Here is a 13,108-nt window from a genome sequence, read left to right as displayed (position 1 = left end):
AAAGCGGGGAGATTTGAAAAATCTCCCCGCACTCGTTTTGCATGTGACCAAACACAAATTTCAATCCTCGTGAAGATGAGGCTTTCACGACGATGTTATTTTATTATTTATATATGGATCTGTCAATTTTCTTCGCAGATTATATAATTTATTATTGACAATTCTAATCTTCTATGATATCTTTATCTAGAAATATACCAAACACAAGAAGTATGGAGGTGATTTTATGGCCTATGGCGTTCGCCTTGAGGTTTGGGGCGAAGCGGCGTGCTTTACGCGGCCGGAGTTGAAGGCGGAGCGCTTTTCCTACGCCGTCATGACGCCGAGCGCAGCGCGAGGGGTCTTGGAAGCCGTGTTTTGGCATCCTGGCTTGCATTGGGTGGTTGATCGCATCTATGTCCTCGCCAAGACACAATTCACGAATGTCCGCCGCAATGAGCTCAAGGCAAAGATTCCTGCGCGTACGGTGAAGGCTTTTGCGGAGAAAGAGCGTGGGGAACTCTATCAGTCCACGAAGGAGGATATCCAGCAGCGTGCCGCCACCATCTTGAAGGAGCCGCATTACATCATTGAAGCGCATTTCGAGATGACGGAGAAGGCATCGGCATCGGACAACGAGGGGAAATTTCGTGAGATGTTCTGCCGACGCGCACGCAAGGGACAGTGCTATCATGCACCGTATCTGGGCTGCCGCGAGTTTCCCGCGCGCTTCCGGCTGTACGAGGAAGCGGAGCTTCCGCCGACGAATGGGGAAACGAAAGATCTGGGCTTCATGCTCTATGATATCGACTACTCGGATCCCAAGAATCTTCAGCCGATGTTTTTCCAAGCACAGCTTGTGGACGGCGTGCTCGACCTTAGGGATTGCGGGGTGTATCGTTAAATGCTCCAAGCACTGGTTAAAAGATATGAGACGGAGTGCAAAGAGGGACGGTTGCCGCAGGCAGGCTGGGAATATCGTGGCGTACTCTTCGCGCTCGTGCTTTCCGAAGCAGGCGACTTGCTCCAGGTGATGCCGCTCGCACAACAGACGATGCGCGGCAAAAAGCAGGTGAATGTCCCTAGGCGGATTATTGTCCCGATGGGGGAGACGCGTGCAAGTGGAATCTGCCCGTTCTTTCTCTGCGACAATTCGTCGTACTTTTTGGGGCTGGATGAGAAGGACAAGGCGAAGCGCACGGCAGAATGCTTTGCAGCCGCGAAGAAACTGCATGAAGAAGTCCTAGGCGGTGTCCAGTCGGAGGCGGCTCGAGCCGTTCTCGCCTTTTTCGAGCGTTGGCAGGGCGGCAAGGAGGTGCTGCACACACATCCGGCTCTCGGACCCTATGCCGCCGAGATTTCGGCGGGGGCGAACCTCGTGTTTCGTGTGGCGCGTACCTTCGTGCACGAAGATCCTGCCGTGTGTGAGGCATGGGAAAAATACCTTGATGACAGCGGGTCTAAGGAAAAGCGCCGCTGCCTCGTGACGGGCACATTGGCGCCGATCGCCGCCAAGCATCCGGCGCTCAAGGGTGTCACGGGCGCCCAAGCAACGGGAGCCATGCTCGTCTCCTTCAATGCCAATGCCTACGAATCCTACGGTCACGACGGCGAGCAGGGCGGCAATGCTCCCGTGTCGAAGAAGGCGGCGTTTGCCTACGGCACGGCGCTCAATGCCTTGCTTGCTGATCGCGAGCATACGAAGATCATAGGCGACACGACGATGGTCTATTGGGCCGAGGAGGAGAGCGAGGCGGCACAAGACTTGCTTTGCGGCATGCTTTTCGGCGATGAAGATAAGATGACCGATGATCTGCTGGACGCCGTGCTGAAAAAGGTGCAGGCAGGGGCGGCGATCGACTACGAGGGCGTGGCAATCTCCTATGCCAATCCCTGCTATATCCTGGGTCTGGCGCCCAATGCGGCGCGGCTTTCCGTACGATTCTTCCTGCAAGGATCTTTCGGAGATTTCTTGAGAAATCTCGCCCTGCACATGGAGCAGATGAAGATTGTTCGCCCGAGCTGGGAGACGCGCGGCAATGTGCCATTGTGGGAGCTCCTGCGTGAAACGGTGAATCCCAACGCCAAGGTGAAGATGGCTTCTCCCATCATGGCAGGAGCCATGCTGCGGGCCGTTTTGACCGGCGGCAAGTATCCCGTGTCCGTATTCCAAAACATTTTGCTGCGCATTCATGCAGAGCAGGGGGAGCGGAAAATCAATGCAAGGCGCGCCGGCTTTTTGAAAGCATATTTGATGCGAAATCGAGGGAGGAAGATCGCTGTGGCATTAGATGAAAACTCGACCGATGTTGCTTATTTGCTCGGACGCTGGTTCGCCGTTTTGGAAGAGGTGCAGGAGAAAGCGAATCCTGAGATCAAGGCGACGATTCGCGACCGTTTCTTTGATTCTGCCTGTGGAACGCCGGCGCACGTGTTCCCGATGCTGCAGAAGCTCGCGCTTCATCACTTGAAAAAGTTGGAGGCGGCTCCCAGAGTTTATTTGGACAAGAAGCTGTCGGAGATCATGGGAAAGCTGGACGCCAAGGATATGCCGCGTCATTTGCCGCTTGAGGAGCAGGGCGTATTCATCCTTGGTTACTATCATCAGAAGCAGAAGCGGTACGAAAAGAAGGAGGAAAAGTAAATGGCGGAAGCAATCAAAAATCGGTATGATTTTGTCATTCTTTTTGATGTCGAAAACGGCAATCCGAACGGCGATCCCGATGCGGGCAACATGCCGCGCGTCGATCAAGAGACCGGATACGGACTGGTCACCGACGTTTGCCTCAAGCGGAAGATTCGCAACTACGTGGAAACGGCGCAGGAAGGGAAGCCGGGCTATCGCATTTACATCAAGGAAAACGTGCCGCTCGTTCAAAGCGATCAGGAGGCGTGCGACCACCTCGGCATCAAGGACATCAAGAAGGTCAAGGCCTCAGATCCTGCGATTGACGGCAAGATTCGCGACTTCATGTGCAGCAATTTCTTCGATATCCGCACCTTCGGCGCCGTCATGACGACCTTCGTGCAGGGAGCGCTGAACTGCGGGCAGGTGCGCGGTCCCGTGCAGCTCGGCTTTGCGCGCAGCATCGATCCCATTCTGCCGCAGGAGATCACCATCACGCGCACGGCGATCACGACGGTGAAGGACGCGCAGACGAAGAAGACGGAAATCGGCCGCAAATTCATCGTACCCTATGCGCTCTACAAGGTCGAAGGCTATGTTTCAGCAAACCTTGCGCGCAAGACGACGGGCTTCTCCGAAGAGGACTTGGCGCTCTTGTGGCAGGCGATCCTGCGCATGTTTGAGCTTGACCGCTCGGCGGCGCGCGGCAATATGGCGACGCGCGAACTCATCGTCTTCCGCCACGAAAGCGAGCTTGGCAATGCGCCGTCCTACAAGCTTTTTGAGCGCATTCATGTCAAAAAGAAGGCGACGGAGGAGCCGGCGCGCAGCTATCAGGATTATGAGGTCACCGTTGACGAAGCAGATCTGCCGGAAGGCGTGACCTGCACGCGCATGAGCTGATGGCATATCGCGAAGAGGAGTGGCTGGATGTCGCCGGCATCCAGCATTTCCTCTTTTGCCGCAGGCAGTGGGCGCTCATTCACATCGAGCAGCAATGGCAGGAAAACTTGCGTACAGTCGAGGGGCAGATTGTCCACGAGAAATGTCATGACGGCAGTCTGCACGAATCGCGCGGGGATTTGCTCGTGGCGCGTGCCCTGCGCATTTCTTCGGCAAAGCTCGGTGTGAGCGGCATCTCGGATGTCGTGGAATTTCACAGGGAAAAGGCAGGTGCGCGACTGCACGGGCAGGAAGGATTTTGGCGTCCCGTCCCCGTTGAATACAAGCGCGGCAAGACGAAAGACGGCGAAGAGGATGTTTCGCAGCTCGTCCTGCAGGCGCTTTGCCTTGAGGAAATGCTTTGCTGCCAGATTCCTGTCGGTTATCTTTTTTATGATGAAATCCATCGGCGGCAGAAGGTGGAAATCACGCAAGATTTGCGAGATTTCGTTCTGCATACGCTCGCTGAGATGCACAAGGAATATTCCCGCAGGGCGACACCCAAGGTCAAGGTGACGAAAAAATGCCGCAGCTGTTCGCTGAAAGACCTGTGCCTGCCGAAGCTGGAAAAAGCGGTGGATGTTTTCGACTATTATGCAGCTGCCTTGAAGGGGGTGTGAGCTATGCGTCATATGCTCAATACCCTGTTCATTTTGACCGAAGATGCGTATGTGGCTTTGGAAAATGAGAATGTCGTCGTACTGCAGGAAGAAAAAGTGCTGGGACGGATTCCGCTGCTCACTTTGGAAAATATCCTTTGCTTCACCTATAAGGGCGCGAGCCCTGCCTTGATGGGCGCGTGCGCCCAAGCGAAAATCGGGCTTTGCTTTTTCAGTCCGCGCGGGCGATTCCTTGCGCGCTCCTGTGGGGAAGTGCGAGGCAATGTGCTCCTGCGGAAGGAGCAGTATCGCCGCTCGGAAGATGATGCGGAGAGTGCGAAACTCGCGGCAGATTTCCTTTTCGGAAAAATCTTCAACACGCGTACCCTTGTCGAAAGAATGAAGCGCGACCATCCGCTGAGCTTGGATCTGACGGCGCTTGCGCAAGTGAGTGCGGAACTCAAAAGCAGCCTGCAGAGCTTGCATCGAGTGCAGTCGCTTGATGAAATGCGCGGTATTGAAGGAAATGCCGCACATCTGTACTTCTCGTTGTTCAATCAATTCATTTTGCAGAACAAGGACGCATTTTCCTTGGAAGGCCGCCTCAAGCGTCCGCCTCTCGATCGCGTCAATGCCATGCTGTCTTTTCTTTATACCGTGCTGGCGCATGACTGTGCCTCCGCGTTGGAAGGCGTGGGACTTGATGCGTATGTTGGTTTCCTGCACCGCGATCGCCCGGGTAGGGAATCCTTGGCGCTCGATCTCATGGAGGAACTTCGAAGCCTCTTTGTCGATCGCCTCGTACTCACGCTGATCAACAATCGCATCATCAAGCCGGAGCATTTTGAGAAAAAAGAGAATGGCGCCGTCTGGCTCAATGATGCTGGGCGTAAGCTCGTCCTCAAGGAATGGCAGGATAAGAAGCGGGAACAGATCACGCATCCGTTTCTCAAGGAAAAACTCCCTTGGGGCTTAGTTCCCCATGCCCAATCCCTCCTGCTGGCACGATATTTACGCGGCGACTTGGAGGAATATCCGGCGTTTTTGTGGAAATAAGCAGGAAAGATGGAGGGGGCGGTGGAAATGTTGATTCTCGTGACATACGATGTCAATACGGAAACATCTGCCGGCCGCACACGCTTGAGAAAAGTGGCGAAGTGCTGCGTGCGCCACGGACAGCGCGTGCAGAATTCCGTGTTTGAATGTGTTCTCGATGAAGCACAGTTCTGCACATTGCGGCATGAATTGACATCGTTGATTGATCAAGAAAAAGACAGCCTGCGTTTTTATAACTTGGGCAATAAATATGCAGGAAAAACGCAGCACGTCGGTGCAAAACCAAGTTATGAGGCTGAAGGAACTCTGATGCTGTAGCAGGCATCTCCTTCGCGAGAATGGCCGCAAAATCTTTGTGCGAACCCGTATCACACAGAGGACTTTGCGACGAAAAATGCCTGTAACAGCATGGCCAAAAATGAGGTTCGCGAAAAATATAGCGCAACCGCTGTAATTAAGCCCGTGTAAACAGGCACAGTCGCGCCCCACGCGGGCGCGTGGATTGAAATTTGATAGTATGCCCTTGGCACTTCTCTGCCTTTTGTCGCGCCCCACGCGGGCGCGTGGATTGAAATACAGTCCAAGAGTACGAACGGCAAGATGTTTGAAGTCGCGCCCCACGCGGGCGCGTGGATTGAAATAACGGCCTATGATTCTCCGACACCGTTGAATGAAGTCGCGCCCCACGCGGGCGCGTGGATTGAAATTACGATATTCGGCAGTTCCGCTTGAAAACGGCAGGTCGCGCCCCACGCGGGCGCGTGGATTGAAATCACCAGGCACGCGCCCGCCTTCTGGCGGCAGGGCGTCGCGCCCCACGCGGGCGCGTGGATTGAAATTGCTACTCGCGCGGCGGGGCGGGCGAGGCGCTTGCGTCGCGCCCCACGCGGGCGCGTGGATTGAAATGCGCTGCGCGAATGTTGTCACCGATAGACATAAGGTCGCGCCCCACGCGGGCGCGTGGATTGAAATTCTCGAAGGGCGTGCCGATGAAGTCGCTCAAGGCGTCGCGCCCCACGCGGGCGCGTGGATTGAAATGTCGTGCTGCAAACAGCAAAGCCCCTCGTGCTGTGTCGCGCCCCACGCGGGCGCGTGGATTGAAATCCCGGCGCGTGTAGCTCGGGGCGCAGGGGCGCGGGTCGCGCCCCACGCGGGCGCGTGGATTGAAATGCGATCAAACTCGGGTTCGACCTCAATTTTCGGCGTCGCGCCCCACGCGGGCGCGTGGATTGAAATTTTGTCGCCGCCTCCAACTTCTCTAACGGCTCAGTCGCGCCCCACGCGGGCGCGTGGATTGAAATCCTGCCCGCCGCCACCGATGGCGCTCAAATTGCGGTCGCGCCCCACGCGGGCGCGTGGATTGAAATACCGCGTCCGTATCGTCGGCGACGACGCCGAAGCGTCGCGCCCCACGCGGGCGCGTGGATTGAAATTTATGGACTTTGGCGAGCACATAGGCAAGGTTCAGTCGCGCCCCACGCGGGCGCGTGGATTGAAATGTCTCCGTCGGAAGCGTACCGTTCGAGATGACGGTCGCGCCCCACGCGGGCGCGTGGATTGAAATAGGCTTTCATCCGTCCGGATGCCAACCAGTTGTGGTCGCGCCCCACGCGGGCGCGTGGATTGAAATAGCGGCTTAAATCCTTCCGCCTCAAAGAGCGGTAGTCGCGCCCCACGCGGGCGCGTGGATTGAAATCATTGGCTGCCGAGCGGAAAAGGCATTTGCCATCGTCGCGCCCCACGCGGGCGCGTGGATTGAAATGATACAGCCGCCTTAGACTGCCAGTCGTCCTTGTCGCGCCCCACGCGGGCGCGTGGATTGAAATCTCTACGTATCGCTTGCCGTCAATATCATAGGTGTCGCGCCCCACGCGGGCGCGTGGATTGAAATCCAAGACTTCCCACAGCCGCCGCACACTCCCTTAGTCGCGCCCCACGCGGGCGCGTGGATTGAAATACATCCTCCGCTGCCGCCTCGTCGTTTTTTCCGGTCGCGCCCCACGCGGGCGCGTGGATTGAAATCGTCAAAGACGAAGGCCATATTCGCAGGCATTTGGTCGCGCCCCACGCGGGCGCGTGGATTGAAATCTTGATGCTGTCATACAACAGCTTCATTTCCGGCGTCGCGCCCCACGCGGGCGCGTGGATTGAAATCTCTCGCGTGCCACTGCGCCGCTCCGTCACGGTGGTCGCGCCCCACGCGGGCGCGTGGATTGAAATTTATCCCTCCATATCTTGTATCTGTACTTCGAGGGTCGCGCCCCACGCGGGCGCGTGGATTGAAATTGCGGTCATTTCGCGCGCAATCTCAGCGGTGCGCGTCGCGCCCCACGCGGGCGCGTGGATTGAAATAAGAGCCACACCGCCCATGCGTCTATGATGGCGTCGTCGCGCCCCACGCGGGCGCGTGGATTGAAATTTCAAGCCCTCGCTGGATCGTATCGAGCACTTCGTCGCGCCCCACGCGGGCGCGTGGATTGAAATTCCATCGCCAATGCCGCCTCATACTGGCTGACAGGTCGCGCCCCACGCGGGCGCGTGGATTGAAATGACCCTCCCCCCGGCATCAACATTTCCCGCCAATGTCGCGCCCCACGCGGGCGCGTGGATTGAAATCACAGACAGGCAAGACAGCGCACGATCCACCGCCGTCGCGCCCCACGCGGGCGCGTGGATTGAAATTTCAAGCACGGCTCTAAAATCAGCGCCTTTGTTGCGTCGCGCCCCACGCGGGCGCGTGGATTGAAATATCCGCTTCGTTCTCGACGAGAGCGGCGACGATGGTCGCGCCCCACGCGGGCGCGTGGATTGAAATCGATTCGTCCTCTGCGTCTGCAAATGCAAGCTCCGTCGCGCCCCACGCGGGCGCGTGGATTGAAATTCGTGCCGTCGCTCGAATATTATCCTTCGTGATGGTCGCGCCCCACGCGGGCGCGTGGATTGAAATAATCTCGCTGAGATGAGTTCCAGTGCCGTCCGTGGTCGCGCCCCACGCGGGCGCGTGGATTGAAATAAAGCAGAAACGCTCGGACGGCAAGGCTTGTTTCGTCGCGCCCCACGCGGGCGCGTGGATTGAAATGACAAGATTTTCCTTGCGCCACAGACAGCTCATGGTCGCGCCCCACGCGGGCGCGTGGATTGAAATGGATCGCTTGTCGCGAGGCTGAACATCTCGCCCGGTCGCGCCCCACGCGGGCGCGTGGATTGAAATTGCCTGTTCTTGCAGGCGTCACCGTTGTGCTCCGTCGCGCCCCACGCGGGCGCGTGGATTGAAATCAGTGCCGTCCGTGTTTTCCCGGTGCCTTGTTCCGTCGCGCCCCACGCGGGCGCGTGGATTGAAATCATTGACAATGTACTTTTTCTTCATCGTGGCTCCGTCGCGCCCCACGCGGGCGCGTGGATTGAAATGCGTGTCGGAATGTACGTCGTATCGCAGCCGTTGGTCGCGCCCCACGCGGGCGCGTGGATTGAAATGCTCCCAAGTAGCCGCAGCGGATGTCCCCGCAGACGTCGCGCCCCACGCGGGCGCGTGGATTGAAATGTCTGCGCCTGTCCACCGGCCGAACGGCCTGCTCGTCGCGCCCCACGCGGGCGCGTGGATTGAAATGCGTGTCGGAATGTACGTCGTATCGCAGCCGTTGGTCGCGCCCCACGCGGGCGCGTGGATTGAAATTCGGCCTCCTCCTCGTCTGTCGTCCGACTGCCCCGTCGCGCCCCACGCGGGCGCGTGGATTGAAATGGCGCTGCAGTTTGTGCACGCCCGCCGAAGCGGGTCGCGCCCCACGCGGGCGCGTGGATTGAAATGCGCGCTGCTCCCGGACGTGCAGCGGCGTTCGCAAGTCGCGCCCCACGCGGGCGCGTGGATTGAAATGAAAATCTCGCGCATGTTTTTCTTGCGCCGACGTCGCGCCCCACGCGGGCGCGTGGATTGAAATTGCGGGCTCCATCCTCGCCTCGCCATCTCATCCGTCGCGCCCCACGCGGGCGCGTGGATTGAAATGAGCCGCCAGCACCATGCGAGCGTCGTCACCTCAGTCGCGCCCCACGCGGGCGCGTGGATTGAAATAAGTTATCAACTGTCTCTTGAGATACACCTGACGTCGCGCCCCACGCGGGCGCGTGGATTGAAATGCATCCGTCAGGCTCACGCCGAAAAGGTCGAGCGGTCGCGCCCCACGCGGGCGCGTGGATTGAAATACGACGGCGTTCTGCTGCCTTTGTGATTCACGCTGTCGCGCCCCACGCGGGCGCGTGGATTGAAATGCTCGCAGTTCATAACAAGCGATGTAGGTGTTGGGTCGCGCCCCACGCGGGCGCGTGGATTGAAATGACCTGCCCGGGAGAGCCAATCTGATTAACGTAGTCGCGCCCCACGCGGGCGCGTGGATTGAAATCAGGACGCCGACCTCCTCACCGATGAGGAGGTCTCGTCGCGCCCCACGCGGGCGCGTGGATTGAAATTCTTAATAAAATATAAAAATTGTTTCCGCGCACAGTCGCGCCCCACGCGGGCGCGTGGATTGAAATGACGAGAGAATTGCTGAACCGCATGGGTAAGGGTGGTCGCGCCCCACGCGGGCGCGTGGATTGAAATCGCTTCCGCCGTGTACGGGATATAAAAACGTGGGGTCGCGCCCCACGCGGGCGCGTGGATTGAAATGCTGGATCGTGCGGGCTTCTTTTTCTCTCCCTCGTCGCGCCCCACGCGGGCGCGTGGATTGAAATGACGAGAGAATTGCTGAACCGCATGGGTAAGGGTGGTCGCGCCCCACGCGGGCGCGTGGATTGAAATGCTTGGCTCGACGAAATCGCCATGGGCTTGACGGTCGCGCCCCACGCGGGCGCGTGGATTGAAATGCATGGAGGAAAACATATCTATACGTCGGGAAAAGTCGCGCCCCACGCGGGCGCGTGGATTGAAATGATACAGAAAACGCAAAGTCCGTATTATTGCGGCGTCGCGCCCCACGCGGGCGCGTGGATTGAAATATATTTATGCAGGAGACCGTCAAGCACATCCATGTCGCGCCCCACGCGGGCGCGTGGATTGAAATTCGTCCAAAACAAGGCGCAGCACATGCTCCATAAGTCGCGCCCCACGCGGGCGCGTGGATTGAAATTCCGATATAAGGAATAACGTTGTTATGGAGCGAGGTCGCGCCCCACGCGGGCGCGTGGATTGAAATGCCGATGCGCATACCGGTATGGTATGCCAACATAGTCGCGCCCCACGCGGGCGCGTGGATTGAAATGCCTGCTGGTACAATTCCAAGCTCCAGTTCAACCCGTCGCGCCCCACGCGGGCGCGTGGATTGAAATATCCGCGATCAGACGGGTGGCCGCCGCTGGTGGCGTCGCGCCCCACGCGGGCGCGTGGATTGAAATGCGAGAGACGTGCGCCCCTGTCGCTTATCGGCAGTCGCGCCCCACGCGGGCGCGTGGATTGAAATGGAAATGTGAGGGGGTAGGTCAGGTGAAAACAGGTCGCGCCCCACGCGGGCGCGTGGATTGAAATTCGATACGATCATCCGCTACTGCTGTGAAACGGCGTCGCGCCCCACGCGGGCGCGTGGATTGAAATGCATCCGTCAGGCTCACGCCGAAAAGGTCGAGCGGTCGCGCCCCACGCGGGCGCGTGGATTGAAATGCCAAGGCAAGGGCGATCTCTGCCCTCTGCCGCAGTCGCGCCCCACGCGGGCGCGTGGATTGAAATTTGCGCATCGGCATGGCGGAGAAGGAGCAAGCAAGGTCGCGCCCCACGCGGGCGCGTGGATTGAAATTCAGCGCAAGAAATTGCTATTCTCGCCGAGACGATGTCGCGCCCCACGCGGGCGCGTGGATTGAAATTCTGCGTGAGCGGTTTTAAGTTCTCATGCCCTTTGTCGCGCCCCACGCGGGCGCGTGGATTGAAATGGAAAAAATGCCAGAAATGAAAAATTTTTGACCTGTCGCGCCCCACGCGGGCGCGTGGATTGAAATATTCTGCTGGATAGCCGCATACTTCTGTCCTGCCGTCGCGCCCCACACGGGGCGCGTGGATTGAAATGGATACTAGCCTGCGGCAAAAAGCATCGTAGCATGTCGCGCCCCACACGGGGCGCGTGGATTGAAATCCGTTGACGGCGAAAGTGGGGCGTGGCTGATGCGGTCGCGCCCCACACGGGGCGCGTGGATTGAAATTCAGCCGATCGAGTTTGCGCGTAACGGCGCATGGGGTCGCGCCCCACACGGGGCGCGTGGATTGAAATTCCAAAATGGATATAAACTCGGTGATCGCCAGATGTCGCGCCCCACACGGGGCGCGTGGATTGAAATATCTATAACAAGATGCTTGGCGACCGCCTTGACTGTCGCGCCTCACGCGGGCGCGTGGATTGAAATGGCGAAAAGCAATGTCAAACAGGATGGAAAAAGGGAGTCGCGCCCCACGCGGGCGCGTGGATTGAAATCCGGGACAACGCCGCGCCAAAAGGACGCCCACGCGTCGCGCCCCACGCGGGCGCGTGGATTGAAATTCGCAGTAATGTTTTGACGCAGGATGATTGGCTCGTCGCGCCCCACGCGGGCGCGTGGATTGAAATCGGCAAAACGATCGGCCATCGCCACTGCGCGAGAGTCGCGCCCACATGGGGCGTGATACGCAGATAAGTGCGACGTCTAAAACGCCTGAAATATGGGCTTTGGCGAGTCTCCTGTGAGGCGTACTTGGTCGAGGAGGCGCGAGCGGAACATTTTGCGCAACTGTTTACTCAGGCGCTCGTAGCGCTTGATGAGATCGTCGGCTGCGACGGTTTCGAGGTAGGCGAGATTGACGGTTGCTTGCGGACGCAGGGCGACGATTTGCGCATTGAGCTCAGAATAGTGCATATCAAACTCCTCGCGCTGGATCAGGCCCTCGACGTAGAGTTCTTTGAGTCGTGCCTGCTTTGTCCTGAGTTCATCTATAGTGATGGCCTGCGCATCGGCACCGTGGGAAATCTTGTTGACGTAGGCAAGGTATCGCCGCAGCTCAAGCTCCAACGACGTCAACAGACTAGTCTTGACGTGATTTTCTCGCCAATATGTCTTGTGCGGGCACTCTCGGCCGTGCGTATGGTTGCGACAGGTGTAGTGGGTGCATATCTTGCCACGGAGCTAGCGATTGCGTGACGTGAGGAGTCTGCCGCATTTGAAGCAGTGCAAGGCCCCCTCAGAAGAGATACGTCATCTTGCTATGCGGGTGCCGCGTCCGATTGACAAAAACTTTTTACGCCTGTGCAAAAATCCTTTCATCAATGATCGTCGGATAAAATCTCTTGATGCCGTAATACTCGCCGAGATAGGCACGATTGCACAGCGCTCGACCAATGGCTCTCTCGCTTTTTTCGTATCTGTATTTTTGACGCATCATCCGGAACGTGCTCAGGATTGTACGGTGCTCAATAAAATATGGAAATATCTCCTGCACGATGGGTGCAGGAGCCTCGTCGACGTGTATGCGCTTGTCTTCGCCGAGGCGGTAGCCGAGCGGCATGTGCCCAGTGATGATTCTGGCATCGCACAACAGCCCCTCATGGATGTACCCCACGCGATCGTCGGTTTGGTCGCACTCGTGTTGTGCAAGAGGTAGCTTGAGGTTAAGCGTGAGCCGCCCATTTGTCGTCGTCGTGTTGAAAATCTTTTCTTGCGAGCACTCCTAAAGGATGCCGTGTTGCTCAAGGATGTGCTGCACCGCGTAGTAATCGCGGACGTTGGTCGAGACATTTGGATACAATAATGTTTATGGATCCCGTTTGCACGCCCTCAAGGAGCCGCTGTAGGCCTTTGTGGCGTTTGAGCGCTTTGCATGCCGACGCGCCCTCACTGGCATATAGATCGACAAAGGCGTAGCCCTACTGCTTGGCGTAGCGACGCAAATCATACTTTT

The 13,108-nt window shown here is 58.0% G+C and carries 8 protein-coding genes and 1 CRISPR repeat array; of the genes, 6 read left to right on the top strand and 2 right to left on the bottom strand.

Annotation, left to right across the window (positions count from 1 at the left end):
* The first annotated feature begins 226 nt into the window (after positions 1 to 226).
* Genes cas5c through cas2 form a run of 6 tightly spaced genes read left to right on the top strand, consistent with a single transcriptional unit; the run spans position 227 to position 5,520 of the window.
* Positions 227 to 883, top strand: coding sequence for a type I-C CRISPR-associated protein Cas5c (gene cas5c, locus SELSP_RS10110; RefSeq protein WP_006194035.1), 657 nt, complete (start codon positions 227 to 229; stop codon positions 881 to 883).
* The gene (gene cas8c, locus SELSP_RS10105; protein WP_006194036.1) at positions 884 to 2,623 is read left to right on the top strand and encodes a type I-C CRISPR-associated protein Cas8c/Csd1; all 1,740 of its coding nucleotides are present in this window, start codon (positions 884 to 886) and stop codon (positions 2,621 to 2,623) included.
* Complete coding sequence (gene cas7c, locus SELSP_RS10100) at positions 2,624 to 3,508, top strand: type I-C CRISPR-associated protein Cas7/Csd2 (protein WP_006194037.1); 885 nt, start codon at positions 2,624 to 2,626, stop codon at positions 3,506 to 3,508.
* Positions 3,508 to 4,167 (top strand): CRISPR-associated protein Cas4, encoded by a 660-nt coding sequence (gene cas4, locus SELSP_RS10095; RefSeq protein ID WP_006194038.1) that lies wholly within the window; start codon positions 3,508 to 3,510, stop codon positions 4,165 to 4,167. Before cas7c ends, cas4 begins: the two co-directional genes overlap by 1 nt.
* 3 nt (positions 4,168 to 4,170) lie before the next feature.
* Positions 4,171 to 5,202: a type I-C CRISPR-associated endonuclease Cas1c gene (gene cas1c, locus SELSP_RS10090; RefSeq protein WP_013741005.1), complete on the top strand. Its 1,032-nt coding sequence runs from the start codon at positions 4,171 to 4,173 to the stop codon at positions 5,200 to 5,202.
* 27 nt (positions 5,203 to 5,229) lie between these two features.
* Entirely contained in the window at positions 5,230 to 5,520 is a 291-nt protein-coding gene (gene cas2, locus SELSP_RS10085) for a CRISPR-associated endonuclease Cas2 (protein WP_037367922.1), read from the top strand.
* Positions 5,521 to 5,679: 159 nt separating this feature from the next.
* Positions 5,680 to 11,181: direct repeats of the CRISPR family, unit length 32 nt; unit sequence GTCGCGCCCCACGCGGGCGCGTGGATTGAAAT.
* Positions 11,182 to 11,859: 678 nt separating this feature from the next.
* On the opposite strand, the gene SELSP_RS12205 is transcribed toward cas2, so the two are convergent.
* Both SELSP_RS12205 and SELSP_RS10075 read right to left on the bottom strand, forming a co-directional pair.
* On the bottom strand, positions 11,860 to 12,222 hold the full coding sequence (locus SELSP_RS12205; protein WP_006194061.1) for a hypothetical protein: 363 nt from the start codon (positions 12,220 to 12,222) through the stop codon (positions 11,860 to 11,862).
* Between the two features lie 226 nt (positions 12,223 to 12,448).
* A complete protein-coding gene (locus SELSP_RS10075; RefSeq protein ID WP_006194062.1) occupies positions 12,449 to 12,769 on the bottom strand; it encodes a serine integrase family protein in 321 nt (106 codons plus the stop codon).
* Between the last annotated feature and the right edge of the window lie 339 nt (positions 12,770 to 13,108).

This window comes from Selenomonas sputigena ATCC 35185 (genome assembly GCF_000208405.1).
In the GTDB taxonomy this organism is placed as follows: Bacteria; Bacillota; Negativicutes; order Selenomonadales; family Selenomonadaceae; genus Selenomonas; species Selenomonas sputigena.
Note: the sequence above shows the minus strand (reverse complement) of the source record. Positions and strands in the feature narration are given on the sequence as shown.

Bases quoted from the DNA above. Each gene is read 5' to 3' on its own strand.
- cas4 (WP_006194038.1), top strand. From the start codon at position 3,508: ATGGCATATCGCGAAGAGGAGTGGCTGGATGTCGCCGGCATCCAGCAT.
- cas5c (WP_006194035.1), top strand. From the start codon at position 227: ATGGCCTATGGCGTTCGCCTTGAGGTTTGGGGCGAAGCGGCGTGCTTT.
- cas2 (WP_037367922.1), top strand. From the start codon at position 5,230: ATGTTGATTCTCGTGACATACGATGTCAATACGGAAACATCTGCCGGC.
- cas8c (WP_006194036.1), top strand. From the start codon at position 884: ATGCTCCAAGCACTGGTTAAAAGATATGAGACGGAGTGCAAAGAGGGA.
- cas1c (WP_013741005.1), top strand. From the start codon at position 4,171: ATGCGTCATATGCTCAATACCCTGTTCATTTTGACCGAAGATGCGTAT.
- cas7c (WP_006194037.1), top strand. From the start codon at position 2,624: ATGGCGGAAGCAATCAAAAATCGGTATGATTTTGTCATTCTTTTTGAT.